At 37.1% G+C, this 19,869-nt stretch carries 22 protein-coding genes, 1 tRNA gene and 1 pseudogene; 5 read left to right on the top strand and 19 right to left on the bottom strand.

Annotation, left to right across the window (positions count from 1 at the left end):
* Positions 1-279 precede the first annotated feature (279 nt).
* Together H5968_RS16160 and H5968_RS16155 are read left to right on the top strand one after the other, a co-directional pair.
* Positions 280-540 carry a histidine phosphatase family protein gene (locus tag H5968_RS16160; protein WP_370569781.1) on the top strand — a complete coding sequence of 87 codons (261 nt, stop codon included), beginning with the start codon at positions 280-282 and terminating at the stop codon, positions 538-540.
* A 259-nt stretch (positions 541-799) separates the two neighbouring features.
* Positions 800-1,210, top strand: a pseudogene (locus H5968_RS16155) (histidine phosphatase family protein); the annotation flags it as partial.
* A 75-nt stretch (positions 1,211-1,285) separates the two neighbouring features.
* Here H5968_RS16155 and H5968_RS16150 read toward each other — a convergent pair.
* The 3 genes from H5968_RS16150 to H5968_RS16140 are packed head-to-tail and all read right to left on the bottom strand — an operon-like array spanning position 1,286 to position 5,812.
* Positions 1,286-3,142: an AAA family ATPase gene (locus H5968_RS16150; RefSeq protein WP_096567120.1), complete on the bottom strand. Its 1,857-nt coding sequence runs from the start codon at positions 3,140-3,142 to the stop codon at positions 1,286-1,288.
* Between the two features lie 54 nt (positions 3,143-3,196).
* Entirely contained in the window at positions 3,197-5,095 is a 1,899-nt protein-coding gene (locus H5968_RS16145) for an ArsA family ATPase (RefSeq protein WP_187040756.1), read from the bottom strand.
* Between the two features lie 36 nt (positions 5,096-5,131).
* Complete coding sequence (locus tag H5968_RS16140; RefSeq protein WP_187040755.1) at positions 5,132-5,812, bottom strand: GvpL/GvpF family gas vesicle protein; 681 nt, start codon at positions 5,810-5,812, stop codon at positions 5,132-5,134.
* A gap of 167 nt (positions 5,813-5,979) precedes the next feature.
* On the opposite strand from H5968_RS16140, the gene H5968_RS16135 reads away from it, so the two are divergent.
* Positions 5,980-6,297, top strand: a complete 318-nt coding sequence (locus H5968_RS16135; protein ID WP_137668580.1) for a gas vesicle protein — start codon at positions 5,980-5,982, stop codon at positions 6,295-6,297.
* Between the two features lie 199 nt (positions 6,298-6,496).
* On the opposite strand, the gene H5968_RS16130 is transcribed toward H5968_RS16135, so the two are convergent.
* From H5968_RS16130 to gvpA (H5968_RS16075), 12 genes are all read right to left on the bottom strand, one after another.
* A complete protein-coding gene (locus H5968_RS16130; RefSeq protein ID WP_096567126.1) occupies positions 6,497-6,766 on the bottom strand; it encodes a gas vesicle protein GvpG in 270 nt (89 codons plus the stop codon).
* 89 nt (positions 6,767-6,855) lie between these two features.
* The gene (locus H5968_RS16125; RefSeq protein WP_187040754.1) at positions 6,856-7,596 is read right to left on the bottom strand and encodes a GvpL/GvpF family gas vesicle protein; all 741 of its coding nucleotides are present in this window, start codon (positions 7,594-7,596) and stop codon (positions 6,856-6,858) included.
* Positions 7,597-7,639: 43 nt separating this feature from the next.
* The gene (locus tag H5968_RS16120; RefSeq protein ID WP_187040753.1) at positions 7,640-8,146 is read right to left on the bottom strand and encodes a gas vesicle protein K; all 507 of its coding nucleotides are present in this window, start codon (positions 8,144-8,146) and stop codon (positions 7,640-7,642) included.
* A gap of 111 nt (positions 8,147-8,257) precedes the next feature.
* Entirely contained in the window at positions 8,258-8,818 is a 561-nt protein-coding gene (locus tag H5968_RS16115) for a gas vesicle protein (RefSeq protein ID WP_187040752.1), read from the bottom strand.
* Complete coding sequence (gene gvpN / locus H5968_RS16110) at positions 8,815-10,017, bottom strand: gas vesicle protein GvpN (RefSeq protein ID WP_187040751.1); 1,203 nt, start codon at positions 10,015-10,017, stop codon at positions 8,815-8,817. Before gvpN ends, H5968_RS16115 begins: the two co-directional genes overlap by 4 nt.
* 313 nt (positions 10,018-10,330) lie before the next feature.
* A complete protein-coding gene (gvpC, locus tag H5968_RS16105; RefSeq protein WP_187040750.1) occupies positions 10,331-11,005 on the bottom strand; it encodes a gas vesicle protein GvpC in 675 nt (224 codons plus the stop codon).
* 207 nt (positions 11,006-11,212) lie between these two features.
* Positions 11,213-11,428 (bottom strand): gas vesicle structural protein GvpA, encoded by a 216-nt coding sequence (gvpA, locus tag H5968_RS16100; protein ID WP_057178839.1) that lies wholly within the window; start codon positions 11,426-11,428, stop codon positions 11,213-11,215.
* A gap of 117 nt (positions 11,429-11,545) precedes the next feature.
* Positions 11,546-11,761 (bottom strand): gas vesicle structural protein GvpA, encoded by a 216-nt coding sequence (gvpA, locus tag H5968_RS16095; protein WP_057178839.1) that lies wholly within the window; start codon positions 11,759-11,761, stop codon positions 11,546-11,548.
* 117 nt (positions 11,762-11,878) lie between these two features.
* The gene (gene gvpA / locus H5968_RS16090; protein ID WP_057178839.1) at positions 11,879-12,094 is read right to left on the bottom strand and encodes a gas vesicle structural protein GvpA; all 216 of its coding nucleotides are present in this window, start codon (positions 12,092-12,094) and stop codon (positions 11,879-11,881) included.
* 117 nt (positions 12,095-12,211) lie between these two features.
* Positions 12,212-12,427, bottom strand: coding sequence for a gas vesicle structural protein GvpA (gene gvpA, locus H5968_RS16085; RefSeq protein WP_057178839.1), 216 nt, complete (start codon positions 12,425-12,427; stop codon positions 12,212-12,214).
* A 115-nt stretch (positions 12,428-12,542) separates the two neighbouring features.
* Complete coding sequence (gvpA, locus tag H5968_RS16080) at positions 12,543-12,758, bottom strand: gas vesicle structural protein GvpA (protein ID WP_057178839.1); 216 nt, start codon at positions 12,756-12,758, stop codon at positions 12,543-12,545.
* Positions 12,759-12,873: 115 nt separating this feature from the next.
* On the bottom strand, positions 12,874-13,089 hold the full coding sequence (gene gvpA, locus H5968_RS16075) for a gas vesicle structural protein GvpA (RefSeq protein ID WP_057178839.1): 216 nt from the start codon (positions 13,087-13,089) through the stop codon (positions 12,874-12,876).
* Between the two features lie 1,100 nt (positions 13,090-14,189).
* Here gvpA (H5968_RS16075) and H5968_RS16070 point away from each other — a divergent pair.
* Complete coding sequence (locus H5968_RS16070; protein ID WP_370569780.1) at positions 14,190-14,429, top strand: hypothetical protein; 240 nt, start codon at positions 14,190-14,192, stop codon at positions 14,427-14,429.
* Between the two features lie 234 nt (positions 14,430-14,663).
* Here H5968_RS16070 and shc read toward each other — a convergent pair whose 3' ends face one another.
* Positions 14,664-16,568, bottom strand: a complete 1,905-nt coding sequence (gene shc, locus H5968_RS16065; RefSeq protein ID WP_187040749.1) for a squalene--hopene cyclase — start codon at positions 16,566-16,568, stop codon at positions 14,664-14,666.
* A gap of 33 nt (positions 16,569-16,601) precedes the next feature.
* Here shc and H5968_RS16060 point away from each other — a divergent pair, with 33 nt between their 5' ends.
* The gene (locus tag H5968_RS16060) at positions 16,602-17,783 is read left to right on the top strand and encodes a glycosyltransferase (RefSeq protein ID WP_096572632.1); all 1,182 of its coding nucleotides are present in this window, start codon (positions 16,602-16,604) and stop codon (positions 17,781-17,783) included.
* A gap of 104 nt (positions 17,784-17,887) precedes the next feature.
* Here the strand turns inward: H5968_RS16060 and H5968_RS16055 are convergent, their stop codons facing one another.
* The 3 genes from H5968_RS16055 to H5968_RS16045 form a co-directional block, all read right to left on the bottom strand.
* Positions 17,888-18,301, bottom strand: coding sequence for a hypothetical protein (locus tag H5968_RS16055; protein WP_187040748.1), 414 nt, complete (start codon positions 18,299-18,301; stop codon positions 17,888-17,890).
* 237 nt (positions 18,302-18,538) lie between these two features.
* Positions 18,539-18,622, bottom strand: a tRNA-Leu gene (locus H5968_RS16050).
* 87 nt (positions 18,623-18,709) lie between these two features.
* Positions 18,710-19,789: an alpha-hydroxy acid oxidase gene (locus tag H5968_RS16045; RefSeq protein ID WP_187040747.1), complete on the bottom strand. Its 1,080-nt coding sequence runs from the start codon at positions 19,787-19,789 to the stop codon at positions 18,710-18,712.
* Positions 19,790-19,869 lie beyond the last annotated feature (80 nt).

Below are 19,869 nucleotides of genomic sequence, written 5' to 3'. Positions count from 1 at the left end.
GAGTCAGGAGGAGATTTGAAAATTTCTTTGCCATCTCTTGAAATCCCCAAAAATGCACACTTTTTCCGGTATACCCTTCAAAACCCTTGCACTAATTTCTGTGTTTATCAGCCTCTAACCTTTGATATATCAAGGTTTTAGGTTTATTCAGCAACCCCTAACTAATCACTTTGTGCTGGTGTCACATATTCAATTGCAAGATTGATGGTAATTTATTTTTGCACAAATTCAGTTCGACTTCGCTGACTATAAACCTGATTACCAATTGCAATCAAACCTATGGCACTCAATTTATATTTACTGCGACATGGGGAAACAACATTTAGTCAAAATGGCAATTTCTGTGGTGAAACCGATGCAGAATTGACAACCGCAGGAATACAGATGGCAGAAAGTTTTGCCGATGTTTATAAACAATTGCAATGGGAAGGGGTTTATGTTAGTCCCATGAAACGCACCATTGCCACTGCCAAGCCATTTTGTGATGCTCTGGGAATAGATATGCAGGTAAGAGCAAGTCCTAAGTTGACAATTTCATAGACAAAACTATACTTGTATTGACAAAAATCAATATATTTTTAGGAAAAAATCAACTACTTGATATATAATACGGTGATATCAAGTATTGAATTGAGACTATTGCCGACGCGAAAACCAAGCAATGATGGTGGTAGTCTTTTTCAGAAACTTAATTGGAACACAATCGCGTCTGGCTAAGGCGTGAAAGTCTACTGAGGGATAACTGCTCCCATGCTCCCGTTGAAGTAGAAAGTAAAGTCTAGTTTTGTCTAGGTTTTATATAGCAGAAGGACTCAGAGAAGGTAGTTATGGTGTGTGGGAAACCAAAAGTAAATCCTTTGTACAAGAGAACTACACAGAAAACTATATCAAATGGTTGTCAGAACCTGCTTGGAATGCACCTCTAGGAGGAGAAACAGCCGTAGAAATTGCTAACCGGGCAATACCTGTGATTACTGAAATTATAGAGAAACACCCAGAAGGTAATGTTTTAGTAGTTTCCCATAAAGCCACAATTCGGATTATACTTTGTAGCTTACTAGGAATTGATTTGGGATGTTATCGCTATCGAGTCAATATTTTAGTAGCCTCAGTCAGTAAGGTGAAATTTGATGTTAATGGTCCATTGTTGGAGATATTAGGCGATCGCTACCATATACCTGATCATATTCGCTCACGTCCAGGAACATAAACACACCTTACTTCTGACTCCCGGAGGTTAACAAAAAAAGTAGGGGCAATCCCCCGTGGTTGCCCCGATTTGCCTCTAGCTAACGGTTCGCTGCTCCATTAGAATTTGATAAGAATACTGGAAATCATCAAGAGTAATCCTAATAGCAGCCGGGTCTGTTTCCCCTTGGTCTCGAAAACGGCGAATTGCTTTCACAGCAGCCTGATTACACAGCAAAACTAAATCTGCTCCGTTCCAGCCTTCGGTGGACTCAGCCCAATATGCCAAATCCACATCTAACAAAGGTCTGCCCTCAGTGTAGACTCGCAAAATTTCTAGACGGCTGGCTAAATCAGGTAAATCGACCTTGAATTGCAAGTCTAATCTTCCTGCCCGTAATAAAGCAGGATCAAGGGCATCAGGACGATTAGTAGCCCCAATGACTAAAATATTAGTTCCCGTCTCTAAACCATCCAATTCAGTGAGTAATTGCCCGACTACGCGGTTACTAACTCCCGAATCACCAGTGTAAGTTCCCCGTGCTGGAGCTAAGGTATCAATTTCATCAATAAATATGACACAGGGATCAGCTTGCCTGGCTTTAGCAAATAATTCTCGCACAGCTTGTTCACTAGCTCCCACCCAACGAGTAAGTAACTCTGGACCATTGACACCAATAAAATTAGCTCTGGCTTGGGAAGCTACGGCCTTAGCTAATAAAGTTTTACCAGTTCCCGGAGGACCCCAAAGCAAGATGCCCCTGGGTGCTACGGCCTTGGTTTGGCGGTAAAGTTCTGGATACAGTAAAGCTCCTTCGACAGATTCCTGTAGGGTTCGCTTAATTGTCTCCAAACCACCAATATCTTCCCATTCCACATGGGGGACTTCAACTTCCATGCTACGAAGCACTGCTGGTTTGATTTCTTTGAGTGCTTGTATAAAATCCGATTGATTCACCGTCATAGTGTCAGGAGCTTGCACATCAATCGAAGGAACTTGACGGCGTAAGGCGATGTAAGCTGCTTTTTGACATACGGCTTTTAAGTCAGCACCTACAAATCCCACAGTGCGATCGCTGATAAATTCCAAATTGACCGTATCATCCACAGGCATATTACGAGTCAGAACTTGTAATATTTCTTTGCGTCCGTTGTTGTCTGGAATGCGAAACTGAATTTCCCGGTCAAATCTTCCTGGACGACGTAGGGCTGGATCAAGATGGTCAGGGCGGTTAGTAGCTGCTAAAACAATCACCCCTTGAGTTTGGGTAAAACCATCCATCAAGCTTAATAACTGAGCAACTAAACGTTTTTCTACTTCCCCTTCCACTGCACTGCGATCTGGGGCGAGGCTATCAATTTCATCAATAAAAATAATACAGGGAGCATTTTTGGCTGCTTTTTCAAAGATACCTCGCAGTCTTTGTTCTGCTTCTCCGTAATATTTGCTGATTACTTCTGGTCCGACTAGGGCAATATAGTTAACTCCTAATTCCTCAGCCAAGGCCCTGGCTGTCAGAGTTTTACCAGTACCCGGAGGTCCTACCAACAGTACGCCATGTGTGGGTTCTAGTCCCAATTTAACCAGCAAATCAGGGCGTTTTAAGGGAACAGCAATTAGTTCTTTGAGTTCTTTGAGAACTTCACTCAGTCCGCCGATATCTTTGAGGGTCATACCCGAATTAGAATCCGGTGGTATGATCGGCTCTGATGAACCTGCATTAGCGGCTGGAGAGGAAGGAGAAGGGGAAGCAGAAGGAGAGGAAGGAGTGCGGATCCGACTAGTCCCTATATTGCTACTACTCCCACGGGGAATATTGCCTGTTCTGGGAATACTACTGACGGATCTTGTGTTAAACTGCACATCAGTTTTCACTTCTCCACTGTCAATTTTTTCTTGTAACGTCTCGACCAATTCTATGAACTGCTCAAATCCTTTAAATAAATCACTCATGACATCCCTTTCTAAAATGAACTTACAAAAATATTGTTGCGGCTAAATTGTTCTTTAATTGGAGGTTAGTTCCTCAAATGCAAATAAAAGATCAGCCGCGCCTTTAATTCGGTCTATTGGTTCTACCGACCTGGGTAATTGAGGCAAGCGAATAATCGTTTGTTCTGAAAATAAGCCCTGATTGATTTCTGAATTTTGATTGTAGCGATTTTGCACCACATAGCGTTGTTGAATTCCCATTTTTTTCAGAGATTCTGTTAAGCGGATATGTTCAGCTATAATTGCTTCCTCTGCCTGAATTACTCCTATAAATTGGGTGTGTTTGGGGTCTTTCAATTTCTTTTGAGCTTGGATAACTTGTTGGCGCAGATTACGTAGCCGTCCAATGAAATCAACTCGACCCAAAACGTCTTGATATTTCATCCATAGCTTAAATATCCAAGATAACCAATCTCCTAAAGCTGAGGGCATTGCTAAGAATTGTAGCAGATGACCTGTAGGAGCAGTATCTAAAATAATCAAATCTTGCTGGTTACTTTCTAATAAATTTATAATGGTAATTAGGGATAGCATTTCATCAATTCCTGGTAAAGCTTGAGACATGATTTGTCTCCAAGCCTCTGGCAGATAAGCCATATTGACATTTGTGTCTGTTGCTGTTCCTTCACCACTAATCATATCCGCCAATTCCCAAAGATAATCAGTACGAAACTGATCTAATATTTTGTCAGCATCAATTTCTTGTCCGCTTAAATTAGGAGCTAATAATTTGGCCTGATGCCCTAATTTTTCTCCAAATGCATCTCCCAAAGAATGAGCAGGATCTATGGAAATAACACGAATTTTTTGCTCAGGATAATGATTGGCAAAAGCCCAACCCATTGCTGCTGATACTGTAGTTTTACCGACTCCGCCTTTGCCGCCGACAATAATTAGTTGACATCCTGCTGCTAAAAAATCACTAAAGCTGGGTGGTATTCTCACTGGCCATGTAATGACTGGAGCAGATACCAGTTCAACTTGCTCAATTTTTTGAATTTGTGCGGCTAGATGATCTAATTCTAAATTACCTAACGGGGCTGATGGCTGTTGTGGGACAATAAAAACTGGTTGATTTTGGGAAATATTTAAGAACTTTTGTAGGTATTTTTCCTGCTCTGCATAACGATCTGGATCTATATTGGCATCTGTCAAAATGCGATTGATTAATATTCCTGAGTAGGGAACATCTAAGGTTTTTAACTGTTCTAAAAATCTCTCTGTTTCTGCCAAACACATCGGTTCAGCAATGGCAATTACTAAACAACCTGTAAAGTGATTATCTTGTAGTAGTCTTCTACCTTCTGATAATTGAAATTTGAGATCAGCTAAAAAGTTGTCAACTTCATCACGGGTATAACTACCTGTGAAAGTTTCTGTGATCACTTGATGCTTCTTTTGGAATAATTCTAATGAATTTAAAATTACATCTAGAAAATCCTTTAAGCGCAATAAATTCAAGGTATGTCCAGAAGGTGCCATATCAACTACTATGCGATCAACGCTTTTGTCTGATAGTAACCTTTGTATTTCTAGTAATCCCATCAGTTCGTTTAAGCCAGGCCAGTTTAAATCCCAAACTGGGGCTAAATCTTCTCCATCAGCTAAACTTCCTCTTTCCACTAATAGTTCTAAAAATTGACTATATTTTGCCCTAAATTCTAATAGCAGTTTTTGAGCATCTAAAGCCTGAATACTCAAATTGGGTAAATCTGCTATTGGTGCAGCATCATCTGTCACTTTTGCAAGTAATACATCTCCTAAAGAATGTGCCGGATCTGTGGACAATAATAAGATTTTTTCTTCCGGGAACTTTGTCGCCCAATAACGAGCAAAACAGCAAGACATGGTGGTTTTACCGACTCCGCCTTTGCCGCTAAACAGAAGTAAATTAAGTGAATCGTACTGGTTCATAATTTTCAAAATCAATCAAATAATAGTTAATAAGCATTAAATAAAATGGTAAGGTGGAAGAACATCTCCCAAAGATAAATCCCAGCGTGGGCAAGCTTTTTGCCAACTTAAAAATTGTTCTAAAATTAAAATTTTATCTTGAGAGCCAACCAAAATGTAAATTCTTACTTCTTCTTGCTTGTCTTGAATAACTATTGGCAATTGATGTACATTTCTGATGACATCAATTAAGTTTTGTTTTTCTGTATCTTGAGCAATAGTAAAGTTTTGTCTATTTTGATATTGTTGCTTTTTAGCTAAAAAGTAATTCCTCCCCTTTTCCGTAAATGTTTCTGTTTCAGGTAAGGAATGAGGAATTAGTTTTAAACAAAATTCGACTTTACCTTTGATTTTTTCTAGCTGTTTGCGATATTCTTGGCTATGCAATTCTAGATAGTCAAGTAGTTTTGTTTGAGACTTAAAACAAGTGCCAAATCTTAATGGTAAAATTGTAATTTGCTCAAAAATTTCACAAATAACTCGATCATGACATAAAGCCATCTGGATAATTTCTGCATCATTTTTTTGGCACGATTCTAAAGATATTCCAGGCTCGACAATAGCAGAAAGTTGAGTACCATTAATCAAAACTACTTGACTAGCAATTCCTTGGGGCAAGGTTAGGGGAAAGCTAGGAGTTTCTAAAAAAGCATAAGTGTAGAAGTTTTCTAATTCCATCTTTTTTCCATAGAGACATACAACCAATGACTGACAAATTTTTTATAATCATTAAAACTACAACTTGATATTTTCTGAATTTATAAAAAAAATCTATTATTTGAGTATTTAGGCGTTTACAATTGAATAAAACTAGTTATAATGTTGAAAATATTTAGGTACTTTTCATGAAAAATATTCGCAACCGCGGTTTGATTAGGGCTAAAGTTAGTACGATGCCTAGAAATAAATCAGATGCTTCAAGTCAATTAGAGCTTTATAAAATGGTGACTGAAAAGCAACGTATCCAACGAGAGTTATATGGAATTAAAGAAAGAATGTTTGTACTCCAACAAAGGTTAGACGTTCTAAATCATCAGATCGAAGAAACGGAAAAAACCATTCATAGATTACGTCAACCTCACTCAACAACTGTTCAAAATATATCTCAGAAAAAGGAAACTAGTGAACCGCATAATTACCACACTTTTGAGATTGAATATTAATTTTTGTTTAAACTTTAACCCGCATGAGCGGGTTTTCTACTCTTATCCTCAAGATAATTACCAGATAAGTTTTTGCTAGGAAGCACTACTTTGTGTGCAGACGTTGTCATTACCAGTAAATGGTTTCCAGATTTCAGAGATTATAGCAGGTAAACAATAATCTATGCAATCTAGACACCGCCAGGATTGTACTGATAATTTAGACAAGCTGTAATTCTTCAGCTTCAGCATCTCTGTTGGCTTCCTCTTCCAATGCTTGAATTTTTAAAAGAATTTCCTCTTCTTGAGCCTCAAATTCTTCTTCACCAAGTTCACCGAGATCGAAGGCAAGCTGTAAACTTAATAATCGTTTATGCAAATTTTCTTGAGCATCAAACTCTGTATTTGTACGCTCTTGGATTTTCTCTGCAATCCAGACAACTCCACCAATTGGTCCAGTTATCGGAGCTAGTAAAATTTTCATTAACATATTGATAAATCCTATTGAGTTTTTAAGTTATTTTCAGCAAAAACCAACTTGTTAACATCACAGTTTGGGGCTGCAAGAAATTAGGTAGACTACTCAGAAACAAGCTGCGCGAATGTGTAGGGCGCAGTAAAATTATTGTAACGAATACGTAGGCGATCGCCAAATTTCTGATCAATAGTCTCCACGCGCTCGCTAAATACAGATTCGCTTTCCCAAGGAATGAGAAATGCGGCATTGTATATCATTTCTTCATTCATCGGTTCACTTTCAATCACCTCTGTTGCTAAAGGATTTAATTCCTCCGAGAAAGCTTGAATTACAGCTTCTTTACGAGCCTGCAAATTACTTTCAATTAACTGCCCAATACCAATAATCTCTTCCATGCTTAAGTTTTTACCCTCCATCTTGTCCCGCTGCTGTTTTAAATCTGGATTAGATTCCATCATTGCTTGGACTTCAGACTTAGTATTCCAAAGAATCTTAATACTTACTCCTCTTTGTCCTGCTAACTTGTTAAATAATTCTTCTAACTGCTGCTTATATAGTTGGATCAGTTGTCTATTAATTTCTTCCCAATCTTTAACAACTAATCCAAAGCGCAAAGGTAGAAGCGTATGAAATCCCGCCTTCATTGCTTCTTCTAAAACTCTTTCATGAGCCAATAAATTTCGGCGAGAAGCTAAATATTTTTCTTGACAAGCTTCTGAGTATAAAAAAGTAAATCCATCAATTACTTGACTCAGAACAGTTTGTCCATCTAATCCTTTAAGTTCGAGAGAATTAGAAATTGATTCAGGGAAAATACCGTACAAATAAAGACCAAAATTCATAATCTGCAAATTAATTAAAATGTATTTAAACTTAAACTTTATTTTACGCAGGATATGTCGCTTCTGGTTTAATTGATCCAATTGGTTTAGAGGTCAGAACTAACTGCAATTTAGCATGAATCAGATCCAACTGAGCTATACCTATATCTATTTCACCCTCTACAACAATTCCCGTATTTAACAGGCGATCCAGTAATTCCAATATAGAAGGATTGTTGCTAGGTTCTCCTGGATAATAAGAGCCTGGATGAGGCAAAAGAGTACCAAAATCTCCTAAATTTACATTTAACTCCTCTGGATTAATTTCAAATATTTCACACAAATGTAAAATTTGCTCTTCCAACTTTTGTAAACTTTCTGCTGCTCGCTCCAACTCTAATTCGCTCAAGCATTCTTGTTCCATCCGCCGAATTACTTGAGCTTCCATCAGTTGACGCACCAATTCTAGTAACGTCAACAATAAAGGAGCTAAACCCGCTTCATTCTTGGATTTAGAACCAGTAGTTAGTAAATCTTGAGAATTATTAATTGGAGTGTCAACCATGTCCATGATGTCATCTAAAACTTTAAGTTTTTTCCACTAAGTTTTTTTTCACAATGATTAAAATTTCAGGAGTTCCAGTTTTGATTAATCTAAATTTGGATAACTCCTAAATTGCAATTAGACATCAACGGGGGGATCTATGGATAACAATGGTATACTTTCTTGGTCTATTTCCCCAGAAATATTTTCCGTATTAGCTAAAGTAAATTGCTCCTCTTCTATGACAGATTCCTCTTCTTCTTGTATGTTGCTATCTATGGATAATGGGATCACTTCTTGGTTCTCTTCCTCAAAACTAGCTTCCGTATTAGCTAAGGTTAGTTGCCCTTCTTCTATTGCTGATTTCATTACGTTCATTTGGGCTTCTAAGCTTTCTAGGCGCTGTTGGAGTCGTTGGTTTTCGTCAACCAGACTTTGCGCCTTAGTGCTGAGATAAGGGTCATTTTCCCACCAATTGATACCCATCTCTTTAGCTTTATCAACGGAGGAAATTAACAAGCGAATACGAATATGTAGAAGTTCGGTAGAAGCAATAGATACAGATATATCACCGGCAATGACAATACCTTTATCTAAAACTCTTTCGAGAATGTCCGCCAAAGTCGAACCTTGGGTAGATGTGGTAATAGTTCGACTTGGGTTTGTTTGACGTGTTGGCAATATTGGGGTAGAAGTCACGAGTGATTCAACTCTTGAATAGTATAAAGACCATTAACTTTGTTAACCAAAGACTTTTGCTTTAAAGAATGAAGAGCATTGAATATTACATTCTTGTCTAGATTCAAAGCTTTTTGCAATCCATTTATTCCTTCACTTTTATGCTCAGTTAGGTAATAATAAACTTCCTTCTCAAAAGGAACTATATTTTCTAATGTTTCTAAATCAGTCTGAGGCTGGGAAACTTCCTTTAGAGAATGACCGTTATTAAACTCTTCATCAACATTCATCATCTCTAAAGCCTGGGCTACGCTTGTAGAAGCTTGACTCAGCAAATCCGCCAAAATAGATGTACACTCGCTGATAGATAAATTTGTGCGGTTGAATAAAATATCCATAGCAATATCCCGAAAGTCCGCATTTTCTGGTGTTGCTACAATACCGTTATCTGCACAAACTTTACCAATCATTAAACAAGACCGCAAGCCAGAAGTTTTTTCAGCCCCTGTAGCCTGACGAAATGATTTAACTAAATGCACGATAAAATAAGCAGATTCTCTATCTAGATTTGTTTTTTGAATTAATATCTCAGTTTGAGTTAACTCGTCTGGTTCTGGCATATTAATAGTTACCAATCTATCCATTAAAGCATCTTGTGTAGAGTGAACGCCGCAATACTCTTCTGGATTAGAGGTAAAAATTACCCGAAACTGGGGATTAACATTTAAATATTCTGGTTGATTACTGCTAGGGGGAAGACTGAGAATTTTTTCTTCTAAGGCTGAAAGCAATACGTTATTAACTTCAGGACGTGAACGATTAAATTCATCATATACCAATGTAAATCCTTCCCGACAAGCTAAAGTTAGTCGAGAATCTACCCAATTCTGTCTGAATTCGTCTTCAATTTTTACAACACTGTGAATATAATTATCGAGTAACTTTTTGTGAGTGTATCCCGATTCACTACCAATCAGATCTGAACTCTTAAATTCGTCATCTCCAAACAATAACATTACTGGCCTGTCTAAACAATGAGCCAAATGCAGAGCTAAAGTAGTTTTACCTGTTCCAGCTGGACCCCGTAAGTGAATGGGAAACCCTGACTTGAGATAAAGTAAAGCCCGAGATGCTACTTTTTCAATAGCAGGTGTCACCACAAACTGCCCTGGGCGAACACGAAGAACTGCTCTTTTCTGATTCATATTCATGATAGTCATAAATTCACGATAGTTGCAAAATAACTTGGAAAAAAGGGAAAAAGATTGCTATCTTTTCTAATTGGAATGTGCTATGTTTAATCTATATAGTTTCCAGCAGAGAGCTTAGTTATATAACTGTAGTCAAGTTATTTTTCAAATAGCTGTTGTTTTTAGCTTGAACCAGGTATAAACTGAGACTATCATTGTTTAACGCCAAAACTCATTGTTGATTTTTATTATTCACCCCCTGATCTTCACAGTTTTACAACTATTGGATTAGGGGGAATTACTATATAGCCCAATTATCTAACAGTCAGCAGGATTGTGAGTATTAATTACGACGGTAATTGCCAATAACACTCGCAAATAAATCCTGACGGAATTGACGCAGATTCTGCTTTTGTTCCTTAGCTTTAGCAATACGTTCTTTAGCCGTATTTGCTAAAAATTCATCGGTTGTTTGCTCAAGTTGCTGATGGAACTCACTCAACTCTTTCGCTTGTGCCTCAGATTTAGCAATACGTTCTTTAGCCGTATTTGCTAAAAATTCATCGGTTGTTTGCTCAAGTTGCTGATGGAACTCACTCAACTCTTTCGCTTGTGCCTCAGCTTTAGCGATACGCTCTTTAGCAGCATTTGCTAGAAACTCATCGGTTGCTTGCTTGAGTTGCTGATAGAACTCGTCCAACTCTTTTGCTTGCTGGTTAGTTTGAGCAATGCGTTTTTTGGCAGCATTTGCTAAAAACTCATCGGTTGTTTGCTTGAGTTGCTGATAGAACTCGTCCAACTCTTTTGCTTGCTGGTTAGTTTGAGCAATACGTTCTTTAGCAGCATTTGTCAAAAACTCATCAGTTGTTTGCTTGAGTTGCTGCTGGAATTGACGCAGTTCTTCCGCTTGTTTTTTGGCTTGAGTAAACCGCTTGCTTTTTGTCTCAGACAGGAATAAATTTACTTCCTCAAATATTGAGTTATTCTCCTGCCGGATTCTTTCCATTAAAGCCGCCATGAAGTTCTCCTAGAAATTAGAAGCTGGTATCAACTACATTCACCGGAGTTTTTTACTCAGTGAATGTAGTTGCAGGTGTTTCTGCTTTTTTAATAGATATGCTTTCATGAAAACTATATTTCCGCATATCAAAGTCATTAAAAAAGCAGTGATGGTACTAGAATTTAATCCTAATTAAATTCTTAATCTCGGACATTTACTTAAAAATTAAGCAGGTACCGCAGCAGACTGAGTCAAACCTACAGCTTCTGCATATTTCAGGTAGGTTTCTACAGATGCGATTACGATTCTAGCTTCTACTGCTAGTAATTCAATACCAACCAAGGAAACACGAACCCAAGCATCTACAACGATACCTTTGTCTAGGATTCTATCAATAACTTCTGCCAAGCTGGAGGAAGAATTAGTTTTTTCAACTGCCATTGTTTTGCACCTTAATTTTTTATTGTTGTTTATTTTTTGGCATTGCCAAGCTAAGTTTAGCAGAATAATTACCTTTAATTGGATAATTATTCTACTCATTGCATATCTACTTAAAAATTAAGCAGGTACCGCAGCAGATTGAGTCAAACCTACAGCTTCTGCATATTTCAGGTAGGTTTCTACAGATGCGATTACGATTCTAGCTTCTACTGCTAGTAATTCAATACCAACCAAGGAAACACGAACCCAAGCATCTACAACGATACCTTTGTCTAGGATTCTATCAATAACTTCTGCCAAGCTGGAGGAAGAATTAGTTTTTTCAACTGCCATTGTTTTGCACCTTAATTTTTTATTGTTGTTTATTTTTTGGCATTGCCAAGCTAAGTTTAGCAGAATAATTACCTTTAATTGGATAATTATTCTACTCATTGCATATCTACTTAAAAATTAAGCAGGTACCGCAGCAGATTGAGTCAAACCTACAGCTTCTGCATATTTCAGGTAGGTTTCTACAGATGCGATTACGATTCTAGCTTCTACTGCTAGTAATTCAATACCAACCAAGGAAACACGAACCCAAGCATCTACAACGATACCTTTGTCTAGGATTCTATCAATAACTTCTGCCAAGCTGGAGGAAGAATTAGTTTTTTCAACTGCCATTGTTTTGCACCTTAATTTTTTATTGTTGTTTATTTTTTGGCATTGCCAAGCTAAGTTTAGCAGAATAATTACCTTTAATTGGATAATTATTCTACTCATTGCATATCTACTTAAAAATTAAGCAGGTACCGCAGCAGATTGAGTCAAACCTACAGCTTCTGCATATTTCAGGTAGGTTTCTACAGATGCGATTACGATTCTAGCTTCTACTGCTAGTAATTCAATACCAACCAAGGAAACACGAACCCAAGCATCTACAACGATACCTTTGTCTAGGATTCTATCAATAACTTCTGCCAAGCTGGAGGAAGAATTAGTTTTTTCAACTGCCATTGTTTTGCACCTTAATTCATTGTTGTTGATTTTTCTGGCATTGCCAGGTCAAGTTTAGCAGAATAATTACCTTTAATTGGATAATTATTCTACTCATCGCATATCTACTTCAAAATTAAGCAGGTACCGCAGCAGACTGAGTCAAACCTACAGCTTCTGCATATTTCAGGTAGGTTTCTACAGATGCGATTACGATTCTAGCTTCTACTGCTAGTAATTCAATACCAACTAAGGAAACACGAACCCAAGCATCTACAACGATACCTTTGTCTAGGATTCTATCAATAACTTCTGCCAAGCTGGAGGAAGAATTAGTTTTTTCAACTGCCATTGTTTTGCACCTTAATTTATTGTTGCTGATTTTTCTGGCATTGCCAAGCTAAGTTTAGCAGAATAATTACCTTTAATTGGATAATTATTCTACTCATTGCATATCTACTTCAAAATTAAGCAGGTACCGCAGCAGACTGAGTCAAACCTACAGCTTCTGCATATTTCAGGTAGGTTTCTACAGATGCGATTACGATTCTAGCTTCTACTGCTAGTAATTCAATACCAACTAAGGAAACACGAACCCAAGCATCTACAACGATACCTTTGTCTAGGATTCTATCAATAACTTCTGCCAAGCTGGAGGAAGAATTAGTTTTTTCAACTGCCATTGTTTTGTACCTTAATTCATTGTTGTTGATTTGAGTATTTACTTATATCTTGTAATAGTTTCATTGTAAACATGACTACAGTAAGGTTTATAAAGGTTGATCTTTTATTTACTAGGTTATATAGAGACAACTTTATGTATGTGGTTAAACCACTATATAGTTAGTCTCACTAGGAAATTCCAGTTTGTTTAGTCCCAGAATTTTCTGATGTTAACCTAACTTACTGGAGTCATTTAACATTTACAAGATAGTAAGTTATACACTCGCTTGAACTCTTTATACTAATATCACTAGTTTTACTATTTGTAAAGAGCCTGGCAAAAAAATCAGTAGTAGAGAATAAAGTCAGTCATTATTACTAAGTTATAACTCAATATGTAACGGATTATAACAAAAATTAAATTTACCCAAAACCTTTCTCTTGAGTCTCTTCCCTGATCCTTCTTGACTGTGACAATGACAATTTTTAATGCCAACCCGGCTAAAAAACTAAAAATCAAGAAATTTATGGCTAAGGAAATTATGTTTTTGTCCTTACGTGTAATTGCCTTTCAGTTATAATTTTTACTCTTAAATTACATTGATCGCAAATATTTACGTAAATTTTATTATGAAAAAATGTTTTAATTATAACCCGTGTTAACAACAATGTTACAAAAATAAATATATTAGGAGTAAACTAGATTTTTTGTAACTTACCTTAATCTACACATACCAGTATCTGTGATCTGTAAATAGCCAAACTTTTGTATAATAAAAAGACATTGAGTTTAAGTATTTATTCTATTCACCTTGATCTGTATGCGTTGCAGTTGGTTTCGTGAGCAAAAATTATTTAAGTATAATCAATTCAGACTAATCAATTTAAAAATTATTTATTTGTGCTTAAATACTTGGTTGACGAATATATACTGAGATTTTAACTTATATAATCAGTATTGTTATTTAAGTAAATTACGAGGAATTATTGATGTAGGTACTGAGTAATTTAAAATTACTGAACAATAGGAATGGAAATATTGGGTGAAATCTATTATTATAATTAGTCAAATTCAATTATTTCTCCCTAAATTATGTCTATAGAAAATGCTTCTGCTTCTGTGTCACAGCAAGCCTTAGCCGCTCTGATTGATGCTTTAGTACAGCAAGGTCATCCACCTCAATATGCTCAAGCAATGGCAACATCAATAATTTTTCAGACAGACTTAGATCTACGGAACGCCCAGCTTGCTAGACTTCTAGCCTGGCTGAAAGAAGAGCATGATAGTATTTATCCATCTGCTCTTGCTATAGTCGAAAATACTTGCAAAGAATTTGAAAATCGAGTTACAAAAGGCTAAATATAAACACATTTGTGCTTAGTTAAGGTTAACTTAGAAAAAATCCATGTGATCTGAAAACATCACCCACGGTTTTGAAACCGAGCATGAGGGATTACTCTCATGCTTAGGTTAACAGAGTGTTAATACACCTATTAATTCAATGATACAGCAAATTGCAGTTCAATCAGGTACAGGATCTAACTTATACAGCAAGAAATTTTTACTCTTCAACGCAGTGCTTCTTCCTGACTACTAAATTCTGCTGTATCTTCCCAAAGCAATTAAGGGAAAATACTGTTGATAAAGGTGATACTTGAGATAAAAATGACAAGGAAAACCTGTGCCTGTAAAGTAAGATTCATCCCAAGTACCATGTGAACTTTGAGTTTCTAACAAATAATTAACCCCTTTTTTAAGACTCTGAAAATCAAATTTTCCGGTAACTTTACCTGCTGCAATTAATCCAATTATCGCCCAAGCTGTTTGAGATGCGGTACTGTCTCCTTTACCTTTTAAACTCGGATCATTGTAACTAAAACAAGTTTCTCCCCAACCACCATCAGAGTTTTGCACTTTCACTAACCAAGCTGCACCTCGTTCTATTTCACTGCAATATTTTTGGGGGTTTATTAATGCTAATGCTGATAAAACTCCACTTGTTCCATAAATATAATTTACTCCCCAACGTCCAAACCAACAACCTTCTGTTTCTTGTTCATTGAGAAGATAATTCAACGCCTTTTCTAACTTATCTGCGGGAATTGATAAGTTACAAGCACCCAACATTTCTATTACTCTAGCGGTGACATCGGCAGTATTTGGATCTATCATAGCTTTCAAGTCACCATAGGGAATAGAATTTAGCCATTCTTGATGATTATCAATATCAAAAGCTGCCCATCCTCCCGGTTGACATTGCATTGATGCTATCCAATTTAAAGCTCTTTTTATAGCTTGTTTTTTGAGGTTTTCATTGGGTAATTTTGCCTGATGCAAAGCCATGACAACTACAGCAGAATCATCCACATCGGGATAAAAGCGGTTATCAAATTCAAACGCCCAAGCACCGGGTTTTCCTTGTTTATTTTTGACAAACCAATCACCATAATCAAGTATTTGTTTGTCTATTAACCATTCTCCAGCTTTTACTATTACTGGATGATCTGCCTCAAAACCTGAATCAATTAAGGCGCGAATTGCCCAGGCTGTATCCCATACGGGAGAAACACAAGGTTGAATGCAGTAATTATTTTCTGTTTCCATGGCGAAATTATCAACTGCTTTTAAACCCCGGTAAATAATCGGATTGTTAGCGTCGTAATCTAGACATTTTAAAGCTAACAGAGAATTTAACATAGCGGGAATAATTCCCCCCCAGTCTCCTGTAGCTTCTTGACGTTCTAAAATCCATTTTTCAGCAGCTTGGATTCCTTCTTCTCGAAAAGGTACAAAATTTAAACTTTCTGCTAATTTAAACCCGTCATCCAAAATGGTAAATATATCCGACCAATCATTATTTTTTGGTAATTCCCATTTGACATTATTCACACCTTCGGTATATAATTCATCTAGGTTGATGGGGTTGTCAATTTCAAAGACAGGTTTCTGGTCAAAGACTATTAATAATGGCACGGTACTAGAACGCGCCCAGCTTGAAAGTTCATAAATATTGAAGGGAAAATTTTCAGGTAATAGCATTACCCAAGGTGGTAATGATGGCAGTCCACGCCAATTATAACAACCTATTAATGCTAAATGTAATTTAGTAAAAATGCGGGTTTTGCTAATTCCACCTTTTTGCAAAATTAAAGACTTTGCTTTTATGAGTGCGGGATCGGTTGCAGGTACTCCTAATAACCGCAAGGCCATGTAAGCTTCTACAGTGGTACTGAGTTCTCCCCCATCACCATAAAATAGTTCCCATCCTCCATGCTCTTTTTGTTGCGATCGCAAATAGTTTTCAACCTTATGCAAAGGTCGAGTTTTATCTGTTCCCCAAATTTTATGTAACAGTACAGTTTCCGCAGTGATGGTAACATTTGATTCTAATTCCGCCCACCAATAACCATCGGGTTTTTGAATTGACAGCAGATGTTTTTGACTAGCGGCGATCGCTTCTGTAATTTCCTTGACTTTTACCCTGTCTTGTGTTTGCATAAAATCCTGACCTCAGCAGTTATGGTAGAAGTTATGGTAGAAATTTTAGCGGGTTTGATGGTTTTATCTTTAGCAATTTGGTTATTTTTACTGTTGTTTTGGGGGCAGTTTTGGCGGGTAGATCAACAGTTAAAAACCACAGCAAATAAATTACAATCTTTACCTACAGTGTGTGTAGTAGTTCCAGCTAGGAATGAAGCTGATGTAATTCCTGTAAGTTTGCGATCGCTCCTTTTACAAGACTATCCTGGTAATTTTCATGTATTTTTAGTAGATGATCAAAGTACCGATGGTACAGCGAATTTTGCCCAAGGAGTAGCTTACGCAGTTGATAAACTCGAACAATTACATATTATTTATAGTGCAGATTTACCTCATGGTTGGAGTGGTAAACTTTGGGCAATGGAACAAGGTGTAAAAGTTGCTGTAGAGACGTTTCATGAAACATCTTTACAACTACCTGACTATTTATTACTAACAGATGCAGATATAGAACATGATATTAGTAATTTACGGCGATTAGTTGCCAAAGCAGAAACAGAGAATTTAGACTTAGTATCTCTCATGGTAAAACTGCGCTGTCAAAGTTTTTGGGAACAATTATTAATACCTGCCTTTGTCTTTTTCTTTCAAAAACTTTACCCTTTTCGTTGGGTAAATAACCCGAAAAAATCTATTGCTGCTGCTGCTGGTGGTTGTATTTTAATTCGTCGAGAAACCCTAGAAAAAATAGGCGGACTACAAATAATTCGTCACGCATTAATTGATGATTGTTCTTTAGCCAAAGTCGTGAAATCTCATCAAGGTAAAATTTGGGTGGGATTAGATGCTTTAACTTATAGTTTGCGTCCTTATGATTCCCTAGAAACTATTTGGAATATGGTAGCCCGTAGCGCCTACACACAACTAAATTATTCTCCTTTGTTGTTAGTGGGAAGTGTCTTAGGAATGTTTATAGTTTATATGCTGCCAATTTTAGGAATTATCTTAGGTTTAATTATGGGTAATCTGCTAATAATCATTACAGGTCTACTCATATCGCTATTAATGACATTCGCATATTTTCCCATAATCGCCTTTTATAAATGTCCTCTTTGGTTAGCTTTTTGTTTACCTATCATTGCCTTTTTATATACTTTAATGACATTAGATTCTGCTAACCGACATTGGCAAGGAAAAGGAGGTGCTTGGAAAGGTAGAGTTTATCAAAATTAGAATTATTAAAAAGTCAGGAGTCAGGAGTTCAAGGAGTCAGAATTTTATCTCTCTCTTTTTATCTCGTTCCCAGTCTCAGACTACAAACGAGAAATTATCAATTGTCAATCATCAATCATCAATTGATAACTATGCCAAATTGATGGTTTATCGTTATTAGTTTTTTCAGGAAGTAGCAAACGCCAACTTTTACCTTCTCGTTGAATTTGTAAATAAATATCAAAAGGTTTTTGTGGTTGAGTGATTTGTTTTTTGGGTAATTTAACAGTTAAATCATAAGTTCCCTGGACATGATAAGCTGGTAAATATTCAATGGTTAAAGGTTCTTCTTGCGTAATTACTACTTGCTTAATCTCAAATTTTTGAAAGTCTAAATCTAGCTTTTGTGTAAGTTGCTGTTGAGTTTGTTCTAGTTGAATAGCAATGGCTTTTTCAACTAATTCATAAGTCGGTTGCAATGCAATACTACTACAAGCTGTTAATAAAATCAAAATTCCTATTAAAATTAACCGCATCATGTATTTTCTATAATACCTTGATATACACTGATCAGGTAGTTATCCTAGCTTGTAGCCAAAATACCTACAATGTATACATAGTAAAGGTTTCAATTATCTGGTATAACTATGTTAGTTAGTATTTTCTACTTACTGACACTGATGTAATTTTTTTTGGGGTAATTTTGGTAGAAACTTAGTTTTTAGAACTTTAAATTTTCTAACCCAAAAACCCTAAAACCCTTATCTAGTAAGCAATGGGCAAGAGGAGAATCGAACTCCTATGACCGCAAGGTCGCCACATTTTGAGTGTGGTGCGTCTACCAGTTTCGCCACTCGCCCTTGGTAGCAACTTTTCTATTATAACCTATTCTTCTAATTTGGCAAGGGGTTTGGAAAAAAATTTTTTGCCTTTTTTTTCCACAACCACTAACGACAAATCACCAAACTAGAATCTATATCCTCTAGTCTAGCACAACCACTGAGAGCCATTGCTGTAGTTAGTTCCTCTTTGAGTAGGTTGATAATATCAGCTACTCCCGTTTCTCCAGATACCGATAATCCCCATAATACCGGACGACCGATCAAAACCGCTTTCGCCCCTAACGCTAAAGCTTTAAGAATATCAGTACCCCGACGAATACCCCCATCTAACAAGACTTCCGCTTTACCATCCACTGCGGCGACTATTTCCGGTAAAGCATCCAAGGAAGCGATCGCCCCATCTAATTGTCTACCACCATGATTAGAAACCACAATCCCCTGTGCGCCATATTCCACCGCCCTCACCGCATCATCACCCCGTAAAATTCCTTTCAAAACTAACGGTAAAGGACTTAAAGATTTTAACCATTCTAAATCCTTCCAAGTCAAAGCCGGATTAATCTGCTGGGCAAAATAAGTTAATAAACCAGACTCGCCTTTTTCTTGGGGAATGTCTAAACCTGACATTTTGGTTAAATTAGCAGGATGTAAACCAGGGGGTAAGGTAAATTCATTGCGTTGATCTCGCTCTCTTTTTCCCAACACTGGCGCATCCACAGTTAAACAAAGTGCCTTGTAACCTGCTGCATAAGCTCTTTCTACCAAAGCATGAGTTAAACCCCGATCTTTGTGAATGTAAAGTTGAAACCAGCGCAAACCATCATCAACCATTGCCACATCTTCTAAACTCTTAGTAGATAAGGTACTCAGCACCATAACCACACCTGCGGAAACTGCGGCTTTTGCTGTAGCAATTTCCCCATCTGGATGGGCTAAACACTGAAAAGCCATAGGTGCAATCATCAGAGGTAACTGCAACGATGCACCTAAAACTTCAGTTGTCAAGTTAATTTCACTGACATCAACGAGCATTTTAGGACGCAGTTTCACCCGTGTAAAAGCAGCGCGATTATCTTTTAAAGTGATTTCATCCCATGCACCACTACTGTAATAATCAAACGCCATTTTGGGTAGATGGGTTTTTGCTAACTCTTCATACTCAAATAAATTAATGGGTGAAATCATGTCTGTTTAAATAAATATATTATTTGTTTAGGCTGGTGATAGGTAATTGGTAATGGGTAATTGGTTATTGCTAAACTTCT

Origin of the sequence: Sphaerospermopsis sp. LEGE 00249 (assembly GCF_014299995.1) — a bacterium.
Taxonomy (GTDB): domain Bacteria; phylum Cyanobacteriota; class Cyanobacteriia; order Cyanobacteriales; family Nostocaceae; genus Sphaerospermopsis; species Sphaerospermopsis kisseleviana.
This window is presented reverse-complemented; position numbering and strand designations above follow the sequence as displayed.

Bases quoted from the DNA above. Each gene is read 5' to 3' on its own strand.
- gvpA (WP_057178839.1), bottom strand. From the start codon at position 13,089: ATGGCAGTTGAAAAAACTAATTCTTCCTCCAGCTTGGCAGAAGTTATT.
- gvpA (WP_057178839.1), bottom strand. From the start codon at position 12,427: ATGGCAGTTGAAAAAACTAATTCTTCCTCCAGCTTGGCAGAAGTTATT.
- H5968_RS16045 (WP_187040747.1), bottom strand. From the start codon at position 19,789: ATGATTTCACCCATTAATTTATTTGAGTATGAAGAGTTAGCAAAAACC.
- H5968_RS16150 (WP_096567120.1), bottom strand. From the start codon at position 3,142: ATGAGTGATTTATTTAAAGGATTTGAGCAGTTCATAGAATTGGTCGAG.
- H5968_RS16060 (WP_096572632.1), top strand. From the start codon at position 16,602: ATGGTAGAAATTTTAGCGGGTTTGATGGTTTTATCTTTAGCAATTTGG.
- gvpA (WP_057178839.1), bottom strand. From the start codon at position 11,428: ATGGCAGTTGAAAAAACTAATTCTTCCTCCAGCTTGGCAGAAGTTATT.
- H5968_RS16145 (WP_187040756.1), bottom strand. From the start codon at position 5,095: ATGAACCAGTACGATTCACTTAATTTACTTCTGTTTAGCGGCAAAGGC.
- H5968_RS16120 (WP_187040753.1), bottom strand. From the start codon at position 8,146: ATGGACATGGTTGACACTCCAATTAATAATTCTCAAGATTTACTAACT.
- gvpA (WP_057178839.1), bottom strand. From the start codon at position 11,761: ATGGCAGTTGAAAAAACTAATTCTTCCTCCAGCTTGGCAGAAGTTATT.
- gvpC (WP_187040750.1), bottom strand. From the start codon at position 11,005: ATGGCGGCTTTAATGGAAAGAATCCGGCAGGAGAATAACTCAATATTT.
- H5968_RS16140 (WP_187040755.1), bottom strand. From the start codon at position 5,812: ATGGAATTAGAAAACTTCTACACTTATGCTTTTTTAGAAACTCCTAGC.
- gvpA (WP_057178839.1), bottom strand. From the start codon at position 12,094: ATGGCAGTTGAAAAAACTAATTCTTCCTCCAGCTTGGCAGAAGTTATT.
- gvpN (WP_187040751.1), bottom strand. From the start codon at position 10,017: ATGACTATCATGAATATGAATCAGAAAAGAGCAGTTCTTCGTGTTCGC.
- H5968_RS16160 (WP_370569781.1), top strand. From the start codon at position 280: ATGGCACTCAATTTATATTTACTGCGACATGGGGAAACAACATTTAGT.
- shc (WP_187040749.1), bottom strand. From the start codon at position 16,568: ATGCAAACACAAGACAGGGTAAAAGTCAAGGAAATTACAGAAGCGATC.
- H5968_RS16125 (WP_187040754.1), bottom strand. From the start codon at position 7,596: ATGAATTTTGGTCTTTATTTGTACGGTATTTTCCCTGAATCAATTTCT.
- H5968_RS16135 (WP_137668580.1), top strand. From the start codon at position 5,980: ATGAAAAATATTCGCAACCGCGGTTTGATTAGGGCTAAAGTTAGTACG.
- H5968_RS16130 (WP_096567126.1), bottom strand. From the start codon at position 6,766: ATGTTAATGAAAATTTTACTAGCTCCGATAACTGGACCAATTGGTGGA.
- H5968_RS16055 (WP_187040748.1), bottom strand. From the start codon at position 18,301: ATGATGCGGTTAATTTTAATAGGAATTTTGATTTTATTAACAGCTTGT.
- gvpA (WP_057178839.1), bottom strand. From the start codon at position 12,758: ATGGCAGTTGAAAAAACTAATTCTTCCTCCAGCTTGGCAGAAGTTATT.